The 20,843-nt window shown below is 49.2% G+C and carries 18 protein-coding genes; 6 read left to right on the top strand and 12 right to left on the bottom strand.

Features of this window, described 5'->3' with window-relative positions:
- Window positions 1-151 precede the first annotated feature (151 nt).
- Window positions 152-1,345, bottom strand: coding sequence for an MFS transporter (locus TCA2_RS15030; protein WP_238546407.1), 1,194 nt, complete (start codon window positions 1,343-1,345; stop codon window positions 152-154).
- Between the two features lie 207 nt (window positions 1,346-1,552).
- On the opposite strand from TCA2_RS15030, the gene TCA2_RS15025 reads away from it, so the two are divergent.
- Window positions 1,553-2,203: a molybdenum cofactor guanylyltransferase gene (locus TCA2_RS15025; protein ID WP_081872526.1), complete on the top strand. Its 651-nt coding sequence runs from the start codon at window positions 1,553-1,555 to the stop codon at window positions 2,201-2,203.
- On the opposite strand, the gene TCA2_RS15020 is transcribed toward TCA2_RS15025, so the two are convergent.
- From TCA2_RS15020 to TCA2_RS15010, 3 genes are all read right to left on the bottom strand, one after another.
- Window positions 2,181-2,789 (bottom strand): NAD(P)H-dependent oxidoreductase, encoded by a 609-nt coding sequence (locus TCA2_RS15020; protein WP_047912429.1) that lies wholly within the window; start codon window positions 2,787-2,789, stop codon window positions 2,181-2,183. The two genes, TCA2_RS15025 and TCA2_RS15020, sit on opposite strands and share 23 nt — an antisense overlap.
- A 110-nt stretch (window positions 2,790-2,899) precedes the next feature.
- Window positions 2,900-3,733: an aldo/keto reductase gene (locus TCA2_RS15015; RefSeq protein WP_047912428.1), complete on the bottom strand. Its 834-nt coding sequence runs from the start codon at window positions 3,731-3,733 to the stop codon at window positions 2,900-2,902.
- A 255-nt stretch (window positions 3,734-3,988) separates the two neighbouring features.
- Window positions 3,989-5,449 (bottom strand): PLP-dependent aminotransferase family protein, encoded by a 1,461-nt coding sequence (locus TCA2_RS15010; RefSeq protein ID WP_047912427.1) that lies wholly within the window; start codon window positions 5,447-5,449, stop codon window positions 3,989-3,991.
- Between the two features lie 149 nt (window positions 5,450-5,598).
- Here TCA2_RS15010 and TCA2_RS15005 point away from each other — a divergent pair, with 149 nt between their 5' ends.
- Window positions 5,599-6,204 (top strand): LysE/ArgO family amino acid transporter, encoded by a 606-nt coding sequence (locus tag TCA2_RS15005; protein WP_047912524.1) that lies wholly within the window; start codon window positions 5,599-5,601, stop codon window positions 6,202-6,204.
- Between the two features lie 111 nt (window positions 6,205-6,315).
- Here TCA2_RS15005 and moaA read toward each other — a convergent pair whose 3' ends face one another.
- Window positions 6,316-7,317, bottom strand: a complete 1,002-nt coding sequence (moaA, locus tag TCA2_RS15000) for a GTP 3',8-cyclase MoaA (RefSeq protein WP_047912426.1) — start codon at window positions 7,315-7,317, stop codon at window positions 6,316-6,318.
- Window positions 7,318-7,442: 125 nt separating this feature from the next.
- Here moaA and TCA2_RS14995 point away from each other — a divergent pair, with 125 nt between their 5' ends.
- Window positions 7,443-8,081 carry a DJ-1/PfpI family protein gene (locus TCA2_RS14995; RefSeq protein ID WP_370510358.1) on the top strand — a complete coding sequence of 213 codons (639 nt, stop codon included), beginning with the start codon at window positions 7,443-7,445 and terminating at the stop codon, window positions 8,079-8,081.
- A 25-nt stretch (window positions 8,082-8,106) separates the two neighbouring features.
- Here TCA2_RS14995 and TCA2_RS14990 read toward each other — a convergent pair whose 3' ends face one another.
- The 7 genes from TCA2_RS14990 to TCA2_RS14960 all read right to left on the bottom strand — a co-directional run bounded on the left by TCA2_RS14990 (window position 8,107) and on the right by TCA2_RS14960 (window position 16,529).
- Window positions 8,107-9,072 carry a 1-phosphofructokinase family hexose kinase gene (locus TCA2_RS14990; protein ID WP_238546406.1) on the bottom strand — a complete coding sequence of 322 codons (966 nt, stop codon included), beginning with the start codon at window positions 9,070-9,072 and terminating at the stop codon, window positions 8,107-8,109.
- A gap of 226 nt (window positions 9,073-9,298) precedes the next feature.
- Window positions 9,299-12,475, bottom strand: a complete 3,177-nt coding sequence (locus TCA2_RS14985) for an efflux RND transporter permease subunit (RefSeq protein ID WP_047912424.1) — start codon at window positions 12,473-12,475, stop codon at window positions 9,299-9,301.
- A gap of 49 nt (window positions 12,476-12,524) precedes the next feature.
- Entirely contained in the window at window positions 12,525-13,442 is a 918-nt protein-coding gene (locus TCA2_RS14980; protein WP_047912423.1) for a TetR/AcrR family transcriptional regulator, read from the bottom strand.
- A gap of 186 nt (window positions 13,443-13,628) precedes the next feature.
- Entirely contained in the window at window positions 13,629-13,943 is a 315-nt protein-coding gene (locus TCA2_RS14975; protein WP_047912422.1) for a multidrug efflux SMR transporter, read from the bottom strand.
- Window positions 13,944-14,294, bottom strand: a complete 351-nt coding sequence (locus TCA2_RS14970) for a multidrug efflux SMR transporter (protein WP_047912421.1) — start codon at window positions 14,292-14,294, stop codon at window positions 13,944-13,946. It abuts the gene before it with no gap.
- Window positions 14,291-14,884 carry a TetR/AcrR family transcriptional regulator gene (locus TCA2_RS14965; protein WP_047912420.1) on the bottom strand — a complete coding sequence of 198 codons (594 nt, stop codon included), beginning with the start codon at window positions 14,882-14,884 and terminating at the stop codon, window positions 14,291-14,293. The genes TCA2_RS14970 and TCA2_RS14965 overlap by 4 nt, the downstream gene beginning before the upstream one ends.
- A 142-nt stretch (window positions 14,885-15,026) precedes the next feature.
- A complete protein-coding gene (locus tag TCA2_RS14960; protein WP_047912419.1) occupies window positions 15,027-16,529 on the bottom strand; it encodes a phospholipase D family protein in 1,503 nt (500 codons plus the stop codon).
- A 432-nt stretch (window positions 16,530-16,961) separates the two neighbouring features.
- Between TCA2_RS14960 and TCA2_RS14955 the strand changes: the two genes are divergently transcribed.
- Genes TCA2_RS14955 through TCA2_RS14945 form a run of 3 tightly spaced genes read left to right on the top strand, consistent with a single transcriptional unit; the run spans window position 16,962 to window position 20,842 of the window.
- On the top strand, window positions 16,962-18,512 hold the full coding sequence (locus TCA2_RS14955) for an NAD(P)/FAD-dependent oxidoreductase (RefSeq protein ID WP_047912418.1): 1,551 nt from the start codon (window positions 16,962-16,964) through the stop codon (window positions 18,510-18,512).
- A complete protein-coding gene (locus tag TCA2_RS14950) occupies window positions 18,509-19,969 on the top strand; it encodes an NAD(P)/FAD-dependent oxidoreductase (protein WP_047912417.1) in 1,461 nt (486 codons plus the stop codon). Before TCA2_RS14955 ends, TCA2_RS14950 begins: the two co-directional genes overlap by 4 nt.
- The gene (locus TCA2_RS14945) at window positions 19,970-20,842 is read left to right on the top strand and encodes a phytoene/squalene synthase family protein (RefSeq protein WP_047912416.1); all 873 of its coding nucleotides are present in this window, start codon (window positions 19,970-19,972) and stop codon (window positions 20,840-20,842) included.
- Window position 20,843 lies beyond the last annotated feature (1 nt).

Genomic DNA, 20,843 nt, shown 5'->3' with positions numbered 1-20,843 from the left:
TGTTGATCATCAATGACTTCAAAGACCATTTTCCGCTCTTCTCGGGCGGAGATATAGGAAACGCCGTTCTCTAAGTACAGAGAACGGCGTTTTTTTGTTAGTGAAGTATGCTATGGCAAGAGAGGGCGAATCCCCTGCCTAGGAGTCTCAATTAGCTTCCGACCTTGTAGCTGGAGGGCAGAGGGGGCTGGTATCCGTATTTCTTCACGATATAAAACATGATCCCAAACCCGATGATGCCGATCACAGACAGGATAACACCATATTGATACATCACGGAAGCTCCGAAGTTCTGGAACATGAATCCCCCGAAGATTCCGGCAATAACACCGGATACGCCGCCCCAGGAGAGCGTATAGAGCGCTTGTCCCGATGAGCGGTAAGGTCTCGGGATGAAGAGCATCGTCAGCTGGGTGCCTACATAGAAATACCCTCCGAAGGTTACCGAGTGAAGCAGCTGGATGAATGCGATCTGCAGCGGATCTGTCGCCAGCGCCATCAGCTCCCAGCGTACCGCGAAGAGGATGCTGACTACGGTCAGACAGCCCAGCATAACCGTCATCTTACGCTTAAGAAACCGATCAAATAAGAGGAACACCGCTACTTCCAATATGGAAGACATAAATACGGCAAGTCCAACCATCTGTTTGCTTCCTCCAAGCTCGGTAATGTACAGTGAGACGAACGCACTGTTCATCGCATTTGGCACGGAGACCAGAACACCGAGAATAATAAAAGTCATGAAATAAGGGTTAAGCACCACTTGACCGAATCCACGCATACTGACGACTGGACCGTCCGAGGTTCGCTGCAGCTGAGGCAGAAGAACAGCGAAGAAGATGGCTGTCAGCAGCAGCACACTGAATACGATGGATATGCCGCGATCGCCCAGCCGATCCATTACAGGACCAGCAGCGATAGCAGTCAGCGCCCAGCCGAGAGAGCCCCATAAGCGGAACGAGCCGAATTTATGATCCGTCCCATCAATGTATACCAGAATCATGCTGTTGGTTTGTGCGAATAAGGGACTCTGGAAAAAGTAAAAGAAGATCATCGCTGCAAAAATAAGGCTATACGACGGAGCAAGAAATACGGCTTGTACGAATAACAGCGTCCCTGCTAACATGAGAAGAACCGTCTTACGGATATTTTGCGAGCGGTCGCTCATGAAGCCCCAGAAGGGGTTGGCGAAGAGGGACACGAAGGGGCCAATGGCCATAAGTGTTCCGATCTGAAGCTTGGTTAATCCATTATTTTGGAGATAAATTGAGAAAAAGCTGGTGAACACGGCGACAGCACCGTACACGAAGAAGTTATACAGCTTCAGCTGCGATAATGTATGCAAAGGGATGCCATTCCTTTCATTTCAGGTGGACCGAGCTAGGGTACTGCACAAGCAGGACAACTTCAAACCGATGGGTTTGACAATCCAAGAATCCCCCGCCTCTTTAGGTGGAGGGAGTGTTTCAATACACTGTAGCATGTACTTGTAAGGGGATACAATCATTTTTGATATACATTTGCATTATTTTCATGAGGGCGGGTGGATTTAATGAGGTTTTCGGGCATTATTTTGGCAGGAGGGCTCTCCAGCAGAATGGGGACAGACAAGGCACTGCTGCCACTGGGAGAAGCCAATGTCATTCAGGTAATTGCCTCTGAATTAGCTGGAGCTGTAGATGATGTGCGTATTGCTGTCGGCAAAGGATATAGGGAGGAGTATGCAGAGCTTGGTTATACACAGGCCGCTGATGTATACCCGGGATGCGGCCCGCTTGCAGGATTGCATGCAGGCCTGACAGCACACCGGGGAGCCAGCTCTTCGGGGGAAGGAGGCTGGAGCTTGTCTGTTCCGTGCGACACGCCGCTTGTCCGTACAGAGCTGTTCAAGGTATTGATCCAATATGCAGAACTGCAGGAGAACTCCTGCTATCAGGCCATCGTCCCTGTGATTGAAGGTCAGACGCATCCCCTGATTGCGTTATATCATGATTGTGTCATTCCTGTACTTGAGCAGCAGCTTGAGACGGGCAGGCGAAGGGTCATGGATTTTCTCTCCCAGATCAGCGTTAGATATGTCACGGAGCATGAGCTGGCAGCAGATGCTGGGATGCCATGGACAGTGTCCGACATTTCAGAGATGTTTACCAATATGAATCAAATGGAGGATTATGAGCGAATCAAGAAGCGCTGTTGTCAGTAGGGAACTTAGTGGACAATTCAGCTTTGATTTGCTCTATAATCTGTTCCTTCCGATCTTCTAGAGCATCATCCATATCGCCAAACAATAGATGACCTGCCGGCTGTGTACCGACGAACTCCAGTATGCCTGCACCTGCGGTAACGATGAGACCGTCTGTCATTCCGATCTGGTCGTAATGTGCTGCGGATGAGCCGTGAGTATTAATAATCAAGCTGTGCTTGTCCGTTAGCATCCGGATCAGCTGGCCGTCCTCATTGTATGCATAGGCAAAGCCGTAGGAGAACACACGGTCAATGTAACCCTTCAGTATAGCTGGCATGCCTGCCCACCATATAGGATAGATAAAGATAAGCGAGTCAGCGTCTTTAATATATTGCTGCTCCTTCAGCACGTCTTCCCTCGGTGCTTCTCCAGCGTAACAGTCAGCCATCTCCTGCTCGCTGAGAACAGGGTCGAAATTCAGTGCATACAGATCTCTCACGGCAACTGTGTGGCCTGATCTCTCCAGGTTTTGTTGTACCGATAGGCATATTTGATGATTAAAACTGTCCTGAACAGGATGCGCATAAATAATTAGGTGCTTCATTGATCTACTCCTTCCAGCCCACAGAATAGGGTATAGCGAGAAGGGAGATTCATGATAGAATCCCCCTTCTCCGATGTAATGTCCCTGCTCATGTAACTCAGCCTGCTTATTTAGAAATTGAAGTTGTCTGGATCGGCTCCAAAACGTTCATTTTTGTTAAGTCCGTTAATTGTGTCCATATCCATAACCGTCAGCTCGAAATCAAAAATATCCGCATTCTCTTCGATCCGGCTTGGCGTAACGGATTTAGGGATGGTGATGGCACCCTGCTGAATATGCCAGCGCAGAATGACCTGAGCTACCGTTTTATTATATTTATCAGCGATGACTTTGATCGTCGTGTTGTCCAGCAGCTTACCGTTGCCGAGCGGTGACCATCCCTCGAACAGAATGCCCTGTGCTTTACAGAATGCACGAAGCGGCTCTTGGGAGAGCTGTGGATGAAATTCAACCTGATTGACTGCGGGAACGACAGTGGCATCTGTGAGCAGGTCCTCCAGATGATGAATATGGAAATTGCATACACCGATCGCGCGTACTTTGCCATCTGCATAGAGCTTCTCCAAAGCCTTCCATGTATCTTTATATTTGCCTGCTACCGGCCAGTGAATGAGGTAGAGGTCGAGGTAATCAAGTCCGAGCTTCGCAAGGCTCTCATCGAATGCACGCAGCGTGGATTCGTAGCCTTGGTCACTGTTCCATACTTTGGTCGTAATAAACAATTCTTCACGTGGGACGCCTGAATCCTTAATCGCTTGTCCGACGCTCTCCTCGTTCTTGTAAGCTGCAGCGGTATCAATGGCACGATAGCCGTGTGTAATCGCATGCTTCACCGCATTATAGGCTTCGTCGCCTTCTTTTACCTTCCATACACCTAATCCAAACTGCGGCATGTTAACTCCATTATTCAGTGTGACGGTATCTTGTAGATGTGCAATAGTCATTGTTAATCCCTCCGCTTTGTAGTTTTGCTTGGAATTCAGCCAGATTGCTCAGCTTAAGAGGCGAACACCATAATTCATATTACACGGAATCAATTTCATAAAAACCGTTAAGATGCTTTTAATTACGAGCATATCAGGTTTCAGATTCAACTTCGTGATGAGTTGTGAAATGGATTCACCCCCTATTTTAAAATTTATAACGGGTGAATAGCAAGCAGCTACAATTTCGAAAGCCAATAAATCGCAACAGCTCCATCAGGATACAGCAAGCTCACGCATAATTCCGGCCAGCGTTACGATTCCGACTTGGAGTTCGGAGAGCGATGCAAAGGCGTAGGACAAGCGGATATAATCCTGCTCCATTCGGTCATATATATTTCCGGGATTGATAAGTATCCGCTCAGCGAGCGCTCTGCGGAACAGCTTGTCTGAACGGATGCCGCTGCTGAGCCTGATCCACATATAAAATCCTCCCTGGGGAACATTCCACTCTGCCAAGCCTGCGAAGTGTCGCTGCAATAGCTCAAGAACATAGTCACGTCTATGCTGGAGCGCCAGTCGAATCCGATGTAAATGGACATCATGATATCCTTCCCTAAGCCACAGCTCGGCAGCATCCTGGGCCAGACTGCTTGCCCCATAGTCGGTTTGCATTTTTAGATCGGCCAAACGTTTAATAACGGGCAAAGGACCCGTGACCCATCCGATTCGCAGCCCTGGGCTCACGGTCTTGGACAGTGTTCCCAGATGAAGGACATAACCGCCGGGATCAAGCGCTTTGAGGGGAGGGGGAGGCATTGTATCAAACCATAACTCGCTATAGGCGCTGTCCTCCAATATAGGTAACCCCGTATTCTGGGCCGTATTCATTAATTGGCTGCGTCTAGCCGCGCTCATCACCGTTCCAGTCGGGTTTTGGAAGGAGGGAATCGTATAGAGCAGGGAAGGTTGATATTGCTGCACATAATGCTGCACACGATCTGCTCTCAAGCCTTCATGGTCCATCGGCATGCCAATCATACGTACACCTGCTGACTGAAAAGGATGGATAGAGTACAGATAGGAGGGCTTCTCAACCAGGATGGAAGCATTCCTTGGCAGAAGTCCAATCGCGATGAGCTGCATCGCTTGAATAGATCCGGACACGATGAGAATGGAATCAGGAGAAGCAGAGATGCCCTGTGTCGCCAAATGAGTGGATATCGCGTCGCGGAGACCTGGGGAGCCTTGTGGTTCAAGATATCCCAGGTGATGAGCCTGTCGTCTGGCTAACTCTGCATAGATGGAGCTGAATTCAGCATTCGGAAGAAGCTCAGGTGATAATTCCCCTGTGCCGAGCCGGTTCATGGTTGTGCTAAATTCGCTGTCGTTAATTTCCTGAACCTCAGGAAGGTTAGGGTAATGTGTTCCGCTCTCAGCGTAATCCTCCCAATCTGGAACCGTTACAGGCATCCCATTCCAGCCTGCCCGTGATACAATCGTCCCTCCACCATAATTTCCTTCGATGAAACCGCCGGCTCGAAGCTCATCCAGGGCCGCAATAATGGTACTCCGATTGACCTTGAAGGATACGGCCAATGCTCTTTGAGAAGGGAGCCGCATACCCTTGGTCCACTCACCCTGCATGATCTTATCTTTAATATATTGCTCAATCTGCTGATACAGCGGGATGGACAGCTCAGGATCGGGCTGCCAATGGATTTCCTGTGATCTCATGAGGAAGCAGACTCCTTTTGGTCATATGATGTGTAACTATATCACTTGGCTGGGTATAGCATCAACCAAATGGCTGGGTACAATTCAGCAGTGATGCTGTAGGATGAATGAGAATCAGATAAGAGAAGGGCAGGAGAACATTTAAAATGATGCAGGAAGTCATTATCCATGCGGTGCTATTGGCATTTGGGCTTATATTGCCGCTGGGAGCACAGAACTTATTCATCTTTAACCAGGGAGCAACCCAGCCGAAATGGATCTACGCTCTGCCTTCGGTCATCACGGCGGCAATATGCGATACCCTCCTTATTCTTCTATCGGTTGGAGGCTTGTCCGTCATCTTGGCGGGACGAGAGGGGCTCACTGCGTTCATTTATATTGGGGGCTGCGTGTTTCTGTTATACATGGCCTGGACACTATGGCGGGCAGACAGCAGGCAGGGGGCCGAGAGAAGAGCCTTGTCCCTGAGCAGACAAATTCTCTTTGCGCTGTCCGTATCTGTTCTTAATCCGCATGCCATTATAGATATTCTGGGAGTGATCGGTACGAATTCTCTAGAGTATGAGGGAACTGAGCGGGTTACGTTTACGATCGTAACGATTCTTGTTTCGTGGTTATGGTTCATTCTGCTGTCTGCAGCGGGGAGACTCATGGGCAGATGGGATGAGAGTGGGAAGATATCCTTTTATATGAATAAAGCTTCCTCTATGACAATGGCATTGCTCGCGTTGTACATGCTATACAAGATTGTCTGAGGCGGCTGCAACCATTGAGAATTCAGTTGGATCTCTCTGGTATCTGCTTGGCAAGTCAGGGGTTGGATCAGAAAAAAGGGGATGGTCACTTGAGACCATCCCTTGCTCTATTTATCCGCCAATTTGGGACATTCGTCGAACGGTCGGTGTATGACTCTGTGCCTGCTGCTCGAGGGCGAGCGCCATCTCGTGGTTCTTCGGCTTATTGCCCAGGGCCTTCAGGAATAACGCCGCTGTCGCCGCTGGATCTCCGGCCACCTTACGGACATTATATTCATCAGACCAGTAGAGACAGGCTTTGATATGACCATCTGCTGTTATACGCAGCCGGTTGCAGTTATCACAGAAGTGATCACTGACAGGGTGGATCAGGCCGAAGGTGCCCTGGGCTCCTCGAAGTTTGCGATATTCGGAGGGGCCGTTACCGTTCGGACCGGACGTGTCCTCAACTTCCCAGCCTGCTTCGGTACAGGCATTCAGCACCGTAGACAGCGGGAGGTAAGATTTGCGCCATGAATCATTGGCATGACCTATCGGCATATATTCTATAAATCTGACATGAAGTGGAGCGTCCTTGGTCAGCGCAATGAAATCCTTGATCTCGTCGTCATTGATGCCCTTCATTAGTACGACATTCAGCTTGATGGGATCCAGCCCAGCCGCTTGGGCAGCTTCAATGCCGAGAAGGACTTTGTTCACGTCACCGCCGCGTGTAATCATGGAGAAGCGATCCTTGCGCAAGGAATCGAGACTAATATTAATTCGGGTCAGACCGGCATCCTTCAGCAGCTGAGCCTTTTTCTCCAGAAAAATAGCGTTGGTTGTGAGGGCGATATCCTCGATCCCGTCAATTGCCGATATCATGGCGACCAGCTTATCCAAATCTTTGCGTACCATGGGTTCACCGCCAGTCAATCGGACTTTACGAAGTCCCATGGGTGCAAGCACCTTCAGGATTTGCGTAATTTCTTCAAAAGTCATAATGTCCTCATGAGGCGCGAATTCCATACCTTCCTCAGGCATGCAATAAACACAGCGTAAATTACAGCGGTCCGTAACCGAGATTCGTATATAATCGTGAATCCGGCCAAAAGGATCTTGCAGAAGTTCCATTCCAGATCCACCTTCCTTTAACGAATAATATTATACGCTTTGTAAAAATCAATCTATAATATTACCATAGCATACAATGCCCGTTCATTTATAGACAAGGATTTTCATTTATGAGGAGTGGAAGTGTGACTGTGAATCCGATACAAGTAGGCATTCTAATATTTGATGATGTAGAGCTGCTCGATTTTGCAGGGCCGCTTGAGGTGTTCTCTCTGGTCGCTACGACGAAGGGGAGCGGACAAGATTACTTGCTGGAGCCATTCCATGTGACGACGATCTCGGAGCATGGGGGACAGGTTGCAACTCGGAACGGACTCAAGGTTATGGCAGATTACAGTCTCGAGGCAGCACCTGAATACGATATTTTGATTGTTCCTGGAGGCTATGGCACGCGCAAGCTGGCGCAGAATGGTAAGATTCTTGAATGGATTCGCCAGCAGACCACGAAGGCGAGCTGGGTGGCCTCCGTATGCACAGGGGCATTTGTTCTTGCCGAAGCAGGCCTCCTGACTGGCAAACGCGCAACCACAGGTCAAGCGAGCTTGGAGCGGATGCGCATGACGTACCAGGACCAGGATATTCATATTGAAGATCGCGTCAAATATGTGGAGGACGGAAAGATCATCACTTCAGGCGGAATCTCGACCGGTATCCCGATGGCCTTGTATCTCGTTGAGAAGATGCTTGGCATTGATGCAGCCCTTACCGTCGCAAGGGATATGGAATATGATCTTACCTTGTTCACAGATAGAAATCTAGCATAAGCCTCTCCTATCAAAATAGGGGCACTTAGTGCGAAATGAGCTGAACTTTGATCTGCCGTTCCAATGCTTCCACATCGGCTGGTGTTACGACGCCTGCCATCTTATGCAGGGCCGCTGCTGTACCGCAGGCCGCTCCATGCTTCAGAACAGCAGGTAGATCACCTTCATGCTGAAGGGAAGCAGCAACCAGTCCTGCGACCATGGCATCCCCGCTGCCAAGCGGACTGACGATGTGTACGTGTGGAATCGTGATGCGATATGCTGCCTCTTGTGTAGCAGCAAGAGCGCCCTCTGCACCGAGCGAGACAACGGCGAGTCCTGCTCCGGCCTGAACTAGCATGCTTGCTGCGAGGATGGCCGTGTCCGGGCTTGTTACCGGCATACCGGCGAATTGGGCCGCTTCATCGGCGTTCGGCTTCACAAGATCCGGGCGGCCCGCTAGGCCTGCCGCCAGTGCCGCACCGCTCGCATCGAGCGCGGTGCGCGCACCCTGCGCCTTCGCCAGCTGAATCAGCTCGGCGTAGGTACCGGGCGGGCAGCCCTCCGGCAGGCTGCCCGAGAAGACGACCCAGGCGGAGTCCCGCGCCAGGGTCTCTACCTTGCGGCGCATCGCCGCAAGCTCATCGCCGGCGATACAGGGCCCCGCCTCGATGAGCTCGGTCTGGGTGCTCGCCACAGGGTCGAGCACCGTGATGGCAAGCCGCGTTTCTCCGGCCGCGGCTGCCACGGGGTCTGCTGCAATCCCTTCGGCCTGCAGCAGATCCAGCAGTTGCCGGCCTGTGTGTCCGGCAACAAATGCGGCCACGCGCACCGGAACGGAGAGCGCGCGCAGTACCCGGGCGGCATTGATGCCCTTGCCGCCCGGTACGGTGACCGCGCTGCCGATGCGATGCACGCGGTCAAGGGCATATTGCGGCACGGTGTACACCTTGTCCAGTGCCGCGTTCAGCGTAACGGTGGTCACCACGCCGTTTCGATACATATCCTTCATGTTTTCTCTTCCTCCTTGTGCCGAGCCTCGAAATCAGGCTGATATAGTCGACTTCTCGTTCTGCGGAACGCTTCTTTCTTCCCTTATTACATTATACTCTTATATAAAAAAGCTCCAAGAAACAGAGGAGACCCTGTTTCTTGGAGCTTACATAACAGATTGATAGTTCATAAGGCTGTATGGGCTTGTTCTAGAATGGACAGCTTAGATCAAGCTCATCGGCTCATTAATCCTCAATCCGTTTCTTCTTGAACTTGGACAGAATTTCATACACAATCGGCACGATGACAAGTGTCAGCAAGGTGGAGCTGATCAGACCGCCGATTACTGTAACACCAAGTCCTTTAGAGATAATACCTGCGCTGTTTTCCCATCCGAAGACGAGCGGCAGAAGCGCACCGATGGTCGCAAGTGCGGTCATCAGGATCGGACGAAGACGGGTAGTTCCCGCTTCAAGCAAGGCTTCTCTAGTAGACATTCCTTCTTTTTCTTTATGAATAACACGGTCGATCAAGACGATCGCGTTCGTGACTACGATACCAATCAGCATCAGTCCGCCCATGAGGGACGATACATTGAGTGTCTCGCCTGTAATAAGCAATCCGACAAGCGCACCAATTACGGTGAACGGCAGGGAGAACAGGATTGCAAATGGAGCAAGACCTCCGCCGAAGGTTACGACGAGTACGAAATAAACAATGGCAATTGCCGCCAGCATGGCAAGGCCAAGCTGTGAGAAGGTCTCATTAATCTGCTCAGTGACACCGCCGAATTCGACATGAACGCCTTCAGGCAGCTCCATGTTGTTCACTGCTTCTTCGACTGTACTTGAAGCAGAACCTACATCAGCGGACAGGATGTTTGCTGTTACCTGTACCACGGTTTCTCCATCAATTTGCATAATGGATGCTGGAGCGGTTCCTTCTTCTACAGTAGCCACTTCTCCGATTGGAACCTCAATTCCAAGTGGGGAAGTCAGGGTTTCTTCTTCAATTTCAGTAATGCTTGCATATTGCTTCTCTTCTGTTTCGATATACACATTATAGTTCTTGCCATCAACTTCAACTTCCGTTAGGACCGGACGCTCATTTTGCGGAGCAAGCGCCATGGCCAGCTGACCTGCTGTCAGGCCTAGGGAGCTCAGTTTTTGCTGATCAGCTACAAGTGTATATTGATCATAGCCTTCTTCAAGCGTGGATTCTGCTTTTTCGAAGTTCTCGGTATCTGCCTTAACGACTTCGAGAATGTCATCAGCCACAGGCTTGATCTGTTCCACATCGTCACCGAAGATGCTGACGGTCAGTGTGTTTCCACCCATGCCGGCTGCCATATCAAGAGTGGACCATTCACCTTCTGGCACACGCTCTTGAAGTCCTTCGATGATCGGTTCTGTCGCTTCAGATACGCTTACGCCATCTTCAAAGATCAGGTAGAAGAGACCGGAGTTGGACGATCCGCCCATCGCTGCCATCGGGTTACCGCCGCCTACTGAATATTGCATGCTCTCCACGCCTTCAGAATTCAGGATGAATTCTTCGACTTCAAGCGTACGCTCTTCAACGGTTTCCTGTGTTGCACCCGGCTCTGGGCTGTAGGTTACCAGTGTATAGTTGGTACCTTGTTCAGGGATGAAGCTGGTACCAATGAAGCGGGTCAGGAACAAGCTGCCTACCAGTAGGAGTACAGCTGCAATAATGGTAATGGACTTATGGTTCAGCGTCCAATTCAGAATCTTCTTATATCCGCCAGCCATCTTGCCTGGCTTCTCATCATGATTAACTTTATTCTTAATTCCGCCTCTGAAGAGGGAATGTGCCATTGCCGGAACGATCGTGATCGCCACGACCAAGGAAGCCAGCAAGGCAAATACCATCGTCAGTGCAAACGGCATAAACAATTCGCCGACCATACCGCTGACAAGGGCAAGCGGAAGGAATACGGCAATCGTAACAATCGTTGAAGACATGATCGGTACGAACATTTCACGAGTTGCGGAGAGGATCAATTCACGACCTTTCAGCTTCTCACCGGAATGCGCCAACCGTCGATATATATTCTCGATAACGACAATGGAGTCATCGACAACCCGGCCGATCGCTACAGTCATCGCACCCAGCGTCATGACATTAAGCGTGATATCCATCAAGTTCAGTACTGTAAGTGCAATAAGCAGAGACAGCGGGATGGAAATGACGGAGATCAGCGTTGAACGCCAGTCGCGCAGGAAGATCAGAATAATGATGATCGCAAAGAGTGCACCGTACAATGCTTTGGAGAGCATCGTATGAACGGAATCCTCAATCGGTTGGCCCTGGTCAAGCAGAAGATCCAGGTTGATGTTATCGTACAGTCCTTCAAGGTCTGCAGAAGCGTCCTTAACGCCATTGACTACATCAACAGTATTGGCATCATTCGCTTTTACGATGGCGAAACCAAGGGATTCTGCGCCGTTAGTACGAGAGATCGACTCGGCCTGACCAATAACTTCAATATCAGCAATTTCGCTAAGCTTAACCGTAGGTATTCCAGCTGCGGCACCCGCACCCGCGCCCGCACCTGCTTCAGCACCCGCACCCGCGCCTGCGTCAGCACCCGCGCCTGCGTCAGCACCAGCACCAGCGCCCGCGTCAGCGCCTGCACCAGCTCCGGCACCACTAGGAACAGCTGGAATTTCAATGTTCTCCAAATCCTCGATACTAATGATGTTGCCGTCTACAACGACAGCCTTCTCGGCATCATCCAGGTTAAAGAGTCCGAGAGGAGCGCGCATAGACGAAGCTTGAACGATATTTTGCACCGTTTCTTGGGTAAGTCCAAGCTCTGCCATCTTAGCATCATCGAAATTCAGTGTTACTTCTCTCGCAAATTGACCCGAGATTTGAACGGAAGCAACGCCATCCACGTCCTCAAAGGCAGGGGCGATGTCATTCTCGGCAATACGAGTCAAATCCTCCAATGATTCTCCGTTCTTTCCAGATAAGCTAATGGAAGCAACAGGGAAGGAGTTAATGCTGAACTTGGAAATGCTTGGCTTCTGCGCATCGTCTGGAAGCTGAACATCATTCAGCACCTCGCGCACAGCAGCAGTTGCATTATCCAGATTGGTTCCATAATCGAATTCAATATTAACAGAAGCAACATTCTCCATAGAGGTTGATGTTATATTCTTGATCCCCTCAACATTACGGAGTGTTTCTTCAAGCGGCTTGGTTACTTCTTCGACGACAGCCTCAGGGGCTGCACCTGGATATACGGCATTGACACTCAGGAACGGTACGTTGATATTCGGTATCGTTTCCTGCTTCATCGTGAGACCGCTGTACAAGCCGGTGAAGATCAGGATGATCGTCAGAATCCAAATCGCTAATTTGTTTTTTAGCGAGAAATTAATAAACCCTTTCATTCTTAAGTTTCTTCTCCTCTCTCTTTAGCACAAAGTTGTAAGCATGTTTCTAGTCTCTCCACTTCAAATACATATCGAACACTTGCTGGAGCTCTTGGACAAGCTCTTGAACGACTGTTACCTGCTTCAGATTGGCAATCATGCCGAGAATAATGGCACGTCTGGGCTTAAGCTCGAAGAACTCGTCTTCCAGTATAGAAAGCGAATCAAGCGTGTCCTCACGCAGGCGCTCCTCCAGTACTACGCTGCTCCGAACCGCATGCCTGATTTCCTTGATGAGGAACAGAGGGTGTTTTTTGGAGTCGTATTTGTGGAGATTTTCTTCCACCCACGGAAGCCATAAATCTTTTGGAATAAAAGGCTCACGCTGATCGCGAATTTTGGCCTCAGCAATAATATCCAGCGTTTCAACCAAATACTCGGCCATCCGGTGAAGATGAATGGATAACAGCTCCGTCACAATCAGCTTCAAGTAAGATCCCATCATACTGTGAAGCTGAAGCGCAAGATCAACCGAGTAAGGAAGCACTTCTGGACCATATATATCGACCATCTTCTGGCTGAACAACTTCATGGCGTGGGCGAGCATGCCCTCGGGCCATTTCTCCAGAGGAAATCCCTTATCTCCCTGGTTCGCCATATCCAGCATCTGAGCAATGAAGAACTCTCTGAGTTCCAGGAAATTTTCCAGCAGAATTTCAATTTGTCTGCGCAGCTTATCGCGTGGAGGCAGCTCGCGTTCCCGTTCCACAACGGCAATCTTGTCGTAGATCGTTTGAATACAGTAGCTGACCACGCTTTCCTGAAGCTCTTCCTTGGATTTGTAGTGGAGATACAGTGTCCCTTTGGAAATGCCGCACAGCTCAGCGATCTCCTGCATAGACGTTGCAGCAGGGCCTTTCGTAGAAAATAGCTGCAGTGCAGCGATTAGAATATGTTTTTTCTTATCCGTGGTTGAGTTCGACAATACCTGGATCACCTCTTTTCAGAACTCTCCGGTTCTTAATCTGACTAATGGGTCAGAAAAATTATATCTTAAAAAAACAGGAGAAACAACTTTTTAAATATGTATCGACCTCACCATGAGTAATCAAAAAAAGACAAGGGTGCATCAGGAAATTTCTCCTGTAACGCCCTTGTCTATCACTGATTCTTATCCGATCAGCTTTAGTCCGACAGCGGAGCACAAGATCATTGCAATAAACAATACGCGCTTCGCTTCTTTAGGTTCCCCAAAAATGAACATTCCAACAATGGTACTTCCGACGGTGCCAATTCCAGTCCATACAGCATAAGCCGTACCCATAGATAAAGACTGCATTGCATAGGAGAGGAGAGAGAAGCTCACCAGGAAGCTTATGCCCATCAGCAGGAAGTACTTTTTCCCCTTACCGGAGGACATTCCTTTGATCCCGATAACACCCAGTATTTCACTCAGACCTGCAAAAATAACTGCTGCCCATGCCATTTAGGTCAGACCTCCTTTCGTTTCTTGCTTCGACGATTGATCCGTTACCAGCTTGAGTCCAACTACACCGGCCAGCAATAGGGCGATCAAGAGTACTTTGGATACACGGAAGGGTTCTCCGAATAAGAGCATTTCTGCAATGACGGTACCTGCGGTACCGAGTCCGGTAAATACGGCATATACCGTGCCGACAGGCAGCCGCTTGGCAGCCTGAATAATAAGCCAGAAGCTCACGGCAATCGATACTACAGTAGCAATCCACTCCAGCGGCGTTTCCGCATGCTTTAGGCCCGAGACCCAAATAACCTCAATGACTCCACCGAGGATGACAAATAACCAGTTGCGATTCATGAAGATGACTCCTTTGTATGAAAAAGTTGAAGCCCATGCCAGAACACGGGCCAGGCGGCTTCGACACGTTTCTGATAACGCTCCATGCCCCCGTAGAGCAGCTCAACCGTCGTGCCGTCAACCAGCGTCATATAGCTGATGGCGATTTGAGCTGCGTGTGTGCGTTCATAAGATTGACGCACCAGAAATTTGGCGAGCACTCTCTCCAGGCCATCCAGAAACGGATACACCATATGACTAACCTCATAGTTCAGGGATGGCGGTGGAAAATAGCTGACCCGCATGAGCAGCTTGGCGGCGTCCTGAGATTCGAATTCTTTCCCAAACCAATCGAAGAAGCCATGAAGGCATTCCTCAAGCGTACTGTGCTTATTGAGCTGCTCCTGAAAATAAGCCAGTATTCGTCTGCGTTCCAGCTGGAACACATACTCCACGACATGGATGAACAGGTCGTCCTTATTCTTATAATGCGCGTAGATTGACGGCTTCTTGATTCCGACTTCATCCGCAATTTTGCGGAGAGAGGCCCCTTCATAGCCTTCGAGCGCAAACTGACTTAGCGCGGCTTCTTTTATCTTGTCTGAGCTCATTAACATTCACCTACCTAACGATCGTTAGTCTATTGTAATTGACGTTCTATGTCAACTGTTTCTGTTTGGATATGTATTGAAGGATAAAGAATACGGAAAAAACCGCCGAAGGAGCATTCAGCGGTTATCGGATCAGCGATTATCAAAAAGTAGTGAAGCCGAGAGTATATTGGATCTTGTACAGAATACCGGTCCAGAACGTAGTAGGGTCCTCATATGCCGATAGATCGAGGGTGAATTCACCGTCCTCATTGCTCCATAAGCGATGAAAATATTGAGATACATCGGCAGCAATTTTGCTGTCTGAAGGGGCCTCGATCCATAGATTGTTTTCTAGATTGTAGTCATTTAAATTACGGGGAGTGAAGTTGGTTGATCCTCCCAGCATCATATGGTCTCCAGATTGACGCTCCAGATACAGCAGCTTGGTATGATATTGCTCCTTGGTCGTGTTATACCATCTGATCTTGATCCTGCCATTGGACTTCTCTGTCAGCTCTTCGGCAACAGGGCGGTTAGGAATACCGATCTTCTTCTGTCCAAATGCGTTCTCGTTCGGATCCAGTATAATCCGTATCTCTGCTCCCCGCTCCGATGCTGCCAGCAGGGCATTCTTCACCGCTTTGTCCGCCAAGTAAAACATCCCCATCCATAGGGTATCTCCAGGCTGAGACTGCTCGATTAAGGAAATGGCATGCTTCGCAATTTTCCCTTCGGTCAGATAGCGCACGCGAATAGGCCCTGACTCAGCATTCTCTGGTGCAGTATACTCGGGAAGCTTGCCTGCAGAGGATAAGTCCATGGCAGCCTGTTCTGTCTTGAGAATATCTCCGATAATCGGACCTGAGACCTCAAAGGCGATGTTGGAGTGATAGACGCTCGCGTCGTGAATATTGGCAGAAGCGATGATGGCGGTCTGTTCACTGGCTACAAGCTTGCGGTGATTGGCCTTCACATTTAGCAGCTTGAGATAGGAGCGGAATGTCACATCAGGACCGTTTGTGGCCATGAGATTTGGCAGCCAGCCGGTTCCCTGTTCACCAAACCATTGAAAGTATGTACGCCATACAGCAGAGTAGAAGGGGGTTGAATCCCTGAGCGGATCCACATTGGTTACCACTACCCGGATTCCACTGGCTTTCATTTGTTCCAGCAAGGCGTTGGGATGAGAGTTGTAATTGGTGTTAACTTCGTCTGTAATAAATACGATATCCATATCAGGATTCGCTTGCTTTTTCTTGATCAGCAGATTGGTAAACCGCTTGCTCACTTGGGGAAATGTCTGATTTGCGTGCTCATAATGGTTAAACAGGAACATATCGATGACAAGAAACTGTTCAGCCTCTTGAACAATCTGTTCCATCCGCTTAATGATGCGTTGTTCATGACGTTCGGACGCCTCCGGCGCTTCGGGATCTGGATACGTCAGGTCAGCGAGAAAATCTACACTTTCTACATGGTGAACAGGTCCCTCGAAGGATACACCTTGAGGCAGAGGTTTATTCATTTGGTACACAATGACGCCTGCAAGCCACAGTATGTTAAGGATAACAAACCAGAGCAGGAGCTTTTTTATCGAGAATTTTTTCTTGGGAACAGCCGAGCTTGATGCCTGCGAATGATGCGGATGATGTAGATTGTTCATGGATGAAGACGCCCCTTCAAAAGTATAAAATATTAGATGAGATGTTGAGTCATATAACATGATTTCTATATCCTGCACATTATTAACGCCAACATACGGAAGATGAAGCAAATCAGCAGGCCCAGATGCATCGACAAGGTTATTCTGTTTGTGTATAATAAATGTACTTTATCTCCACATAACCTCATTATATATATAAGGTAGTTGATTTTACTGGTAGTCTAAAACTGCATACAAACATTAAATAGATAAAAATCTTGCTGTCTAAAAAGTTTTTTATTTTTTTTGTTTAATAATTAACCTACCGGTGTAAATAATTATTATTGCCTTTATATTGGTTATATCCTTGGAGAGTATATTTTGGAAAGTCTATGAATATTGTCTAGCATAACCGCCCATCTTAATAAATACATAGAAAGGTGTGCCTAAAACATGAAGCCTGTACATAAGAAAAAGCAAGCCATTGTGATTGGAGCTGGGCCCGGCGGTTTGGCAGCAGCAATGTTGTTATCAGGGCAAGGCTATGAAGTAGATGTGTATGAGAAGCAACCTGTAATCGGGGGGCGTTCTGCAAGGTTAACGCTGGGGGAGTATAAGTTTGACCGAGGCGCTACTTTCTTGATGATGCCTCACTTAATTGAAGAGATGTTCACACAAGTCGGACGTTCGCTCCATGACTATGTGGATATGCAGCAGCTGGACCCGCTGTATACTCTTCATTTCGGGGACAAAGTGTTCGCGCCTTCCAGTGATGAAGCGAAGACCGCTAAGGAGATTGCCCGTGTGTTCCCCGGGGACGAAGACAATTATCTTCAATTCATGAAGGATGAGAAGGCTAAATATGAGAAGGTAGAGCCGCTGTTACGCAGACCTTTTGGCAAGCTGACAGATTATCTTAAATCGGATGCAGTCAAGGCACTGCCTTATTTGCATTTGAACGATACCGTGTACGGGAGATTATCCCGCTATTTCAAGGACGAACGTCTTCGCTGGGGATTTACTTTTCAGGCCAAATATCTAGGTATGTCTGCTTGGGATTGTCCCGGTACCTTTACGATACTGTCCTATATAGAGCATCATTTCGGGCTTCATCATCCGCAAGGCGGTGTGAATCAGGTGTTTCGTGCCATGGAGGATGTGATCAAGGAGCACGGCGGCCGGATTCATACTTCGAGACCCGTGAAGCAGATTCTGGTAGAGGGAGGAAGAGCAGCAGGGGTGCTGCTGGATGACGGACAGAAGGTATATGCCGATCATGTGGTGCTGAACGCTGATTTTTCCTCGTCTATGCTTAATCTGTTTGAGCCTGGTGTACTGAAGAAGTATACGCCCGAGAAGATTCGTAACAAGAAGTACTCCTGTTCAGGCGCGATGCTCTATTTGGGTGTGAACAAGAAGATTGATCTGGCGCATCATTCCGTCCATTTTGCAGCGGATTATAGGAAGAATGTCGATGAGATGACGGTGCACAAAACGCTGTCCGCGGATCCTTCTATTTATATACATAACCCTTCTGTGCTGGATCCGACACTGGCTCCTCCGGGAAAATCTTCACTGTACGTGCTGATGCCGTCTCCGAATACGACCGCAGAGATTGACTGGGAAGCGCAGCGGGAAGACATCAGGCAGACGATGATGAACCGGCTTGAGCAAATTCCTGAGCTGAAGGGGCTGTCCGAGCACATCGAGGAAGAAATATTCTTCACTCCCCTTCAATGGGAAGAGGAGCTTGATATCTATAATGGAGCCTTATTTAATCTGGCGCATGGGCTTGATCAAATGATGTATCTAAGACCCCATAATCAATTCGAGGAAGTGGACAGTCTCTACCTGGTTGGGGGAGGAACGCATCCCGGCAGCGGTCTGCCTACGATATTTGAATCAGCCAAGATCAGTGTAAGGCTCATACAGGAGGCGGATGCGCGGAAGCATCCTAGGAAGAACTATATGGGCAAAGCTACGGAAGCGGGACAATTGTCATGAGCACAACAAAGAAAATAGCCGTTATCGGCTCAGGTGTTGGAGGATTAACAACCGCTCTGCTTCTCACAAAACAAGGATTTGAAGTGACGATCTACGAGAAGGCTGCTCGTGTAGGAGGGCGCCTCGCTTATGAGGAGGAAGGGCCTTACCGGATTGATCAAGGACCTACGATTGTACTCCTGCCGGAGATGCTGCTCGGCATTCTCGAGGAAGCCGGTATTGACCGATCACGTGTGGATCTGATCCGCTGTGATCCGATGCATCGGTTTTATTTCGAGGATGGCAGGGTACTGTCGAAGTGGTCTGACCGGGAGGCACAGATCGAGGAGATTAATCGCGTGTTCCCGGGAGAAGGCGCCGGCTTTCGGCGTTTCATGGAGGACATGGACCCGCTCTTCCCATCAGGAGTAAGTTCGATCCTTGAACAGCCCTTTCCGAGAAGAAGAGACTTCTATACACGGGAAGTCACTCGGCTCTTGAAGGATATGAGGGCATATACGAGCTTAAGATCTGCGATGGGCCGTTATTTCAATAACGAGCAGCTCAAGGATGCTTATTCGCTGCAAAGCTTGTATATTGGCGGATCGCCGTTATCTACCCCTGGCATCTACACCCTGCTGCCCTATGCGGAGCATCAATTCGGGGTCTGGATGGTAAGAGGCGGCTACGCTTCCCTTGCTTCTCTGCTGGCGGATGAGCTGCTGGCACGGGGCGTGGAGATTCGACTGAACGAGGAAGTAGATACACTTATTCTGGAGAACAGGGAATGCAAGGGAGTTATAACCTCTCAAGGTCCTGCCTTGTATGACGCCGTCGTTTATAACGGGGATTTCCCCGAAATATCGAAGCTCATGAACGGAGAGATTAGAAGTAGAAGAAAGTATACCCCTTCGTCCGGCTGTCTCCTCGTTTATCTGGGGACAAAGAAGAGATTTCCTGAAGCAACGGCGCATCAGTTCTTTCTGCCGGATCGTTTTGTATCCAATATGAAGGAAGTGTTCCTGAAACGATCATTGCCGGACAACCCTTCATTCTATGTATTTAATCCGGTAGCTGCTGATGAGACAGCTGCACCTGAAGGTCACAGCGTACTCTACTTCCTTATACCTGTGCCCAATGCTGAAGGAATAGAAGATTGGAAAGATGCGGAAGCTATAGCGGATAAAGTGCTGGAGGCTGCAGAGATTAAGGCTTTTCCCGGGCTTCGAGAAGCCATCCGCTGGCGGAAGATTCGCACACCAGAGGATGCCAAGCGAGACGGGCTATACGGCGGCGGCAGCTTCGGCATAGCTCCGGTCTTGTTTCAATCCGGGGTCTATCGGCCTCAACCCAAGCCGTATCCAAACATTCGAGGCTTGTTCGCAGCAGGAGCCTCTGTTCACCCGGGCGGTGGAATACCCATTGTCATGCAAGGCGCAAGGCTGTGTGCAAACGAGTTGATAAAGGAGATGGGATAAATGAATGAAGCGATTATATCACGCTGTGAGGAAATGATACGGAAGGGCTCTGCTTCGTTTTACCATGCCTTTCGCGGTTTGCCCAGCCCAAGACGGGAAGCGGTCTTCGTCATCTATGCCTTCTGTCGTCTGATCGATGACAGTGTAGATGAGCCCGACCAAGCGCCGTATTCCATTTTTCAGCTGCAGCATCATTTGAAGGAACTGGATCAGGCAGAGGGACACTTCATATGGCCGGCCCTTCGCTGGCTGTTCGGCGAATTCCCGAATCTGACCAAAGAGCCTTTCTTCCGCCAAATGGAGGGGCAGATCTCGGACCTGACTTTAACGCATTATTCTACGATGAAGGAGCTGGAGCATTACTGCTATCTGGTAGCAGGCACGGTAGGAGAAATGCTGCTTCCTGTGCTTCGCGATGATAACAGTGTATCCGCCATGACTTCAGGTATTGCGCTTGGCAAGGCGATGCAGATTGTGAATATTGTCCGCGATGTTGGTGAAGACAAGGCTCGTAACCGCAGATACATTCCGATGGAACTGATGGTCAGACACGGTTATACGATGGAGGATTTTGAAGAGGGGATTGTGGATGAACGATTCATCTCCGTCATTCGAGAATTACAAGAGATCGCAAGCCGGTGGTTTGAAGAGGGGCTGGCTGATGTTAATACGTATCCGCCGCTCAGCGGCTTTGCTGTGGAGCTGGCAGCCTCGTTCTATGCTTCCATTCTGGATGCGGTAGAGGCGAATCAATATGATGTGTATACCAAGCGGGCATTTGTAACAGATGAGCGAAAAATGAAGCTCTTCCTTAAGCTTGCGGCCAAGCATAAGAAGCGCTCTGGCAAGCGTAATAAAGCAGCGGTGTCCTAAG

This window comes from Paenibacillus sp. TCA20 (assembly GCF_000732325.1).
GTDB classification, from domain to species: Bacteria; Bacillota; Bacilli; order Paenibacillales; family Paenibacillaceae; genus Paenibacillus; species Paenibacillus urinalis.
Note: the sequence above shows the minus strand (reverse complement) of the source record. Positions and strands in the feature narration are given on the sequence as shown.

Excerpts from the sequence above, each read along its gene's own strand:
- TCA2_RS15025 (WP_081872526.1), top strand. The coding sequence starts at position 1,553 with ATGAGGTTTTCGGGCATTATTTTGGCAGGAGGGCTCTCCAGCAGAATG.
- TCA2_RS15020 (WP_047912429.1), bottom strand. The coding sequence starts at position 2,789 with ATGAAGCACCTAATTATTTATGCGCATCCTGTTCAGGACAGTTTTAAT.
- TCA2_RS15015 (WP_047912428.1), bottom strand. The coding sequence starts at position 3,733 with ATGACTATTGCACATCTACAAGATACCGTCACACTGAATAATGGAGTT.
- TCA2_RS15010 (WP_047912427.1), bottom strand. The coding sequence starts at position 5,449 with ATGAGATCACAGGAAATCCATTGGCAGCCCGATCCTGAGCTGTCCATC.
- TCA2_RS15005 (WP_047912524.1), top strand. The coding sequence starts at position 5,599 with ATGCAGGAAGTCATTATCCATGCGGTGCTATTGGCATTTGGGCTTATA.
- moaA (WP_047912426.1), bottom strand. The coding sequence starts at position 7,317 with ATGGAACTTCTGCAAGATCCTTTTGGCCGGATTCACGATTATATACGA.
- TCA2_RS14990 (WP_238546406.1), bottom strand. The coding sequence starts at position 9,072 with ATGAAGGATATGTATCGAAACGGCGTGGTGACCACCGTTACGCTGAAC.
- TCA2_RS14985 (WP_047912424.1), bottom strand. The coding sequence starts at position 12,475 with ATGAAAGGGTTTATTAATTTCTCGCTAAAAAACAAATTAGCGATTTGG.
- TCA2_RS14975 (WP_047912422.1), bottom strand. The coding sequence starts at position 13,943 with ATGGCATGGGCAGCAGTTATTTTTGCAGGTCTGAGTGAAATACTGGGT.
- TCA2_RS14970 (WP_047912421.1), bottom strand. The coding sequence starts at position 14,294 with ATGAATCGCAACTGGTTATTTGTCATCCTCGGTGGAGTCATTGAGGTT.
- TCA2_RS14965 (WP_047912420.1), bottom strand. The coding sequence starts at position 14,884 with ATGAGCTCAGACAAGATAAAAGAAGCCGCGCTAAGTCAGTTTGCGCTC.
- TCA2_RS14960 (WP_047912419.1), bottom strand. The coding sequence starts at position 16,529 with ATGAACAATCTACATCATCCGCATCATTCGCAGGCATCAAGCTCGGCT.
- TCA2_RS14955 (WP_047912418.1), top strand. The coding sequence starts at position 16,962 with ATGAAGCCTGTACATAAGAAAAAGCAAGCCATTGTGATTGGAGCTGGG.
- TCA2_RS14950 (WP_047912417.1), top strand. The coding sequence starts at position 18,509 with ATGAGCACAACAAAGAAAATAGCCGTTATCGGCTCAGGTGTTGGAGGA.
- TCA2_RS14945 (WP_047912416.1), top strand. The coding sequence starts at position 19,970 with ATGAATGAAGCGATTATATCACGCTGTGAGGAAATGATACGGAAGGGC.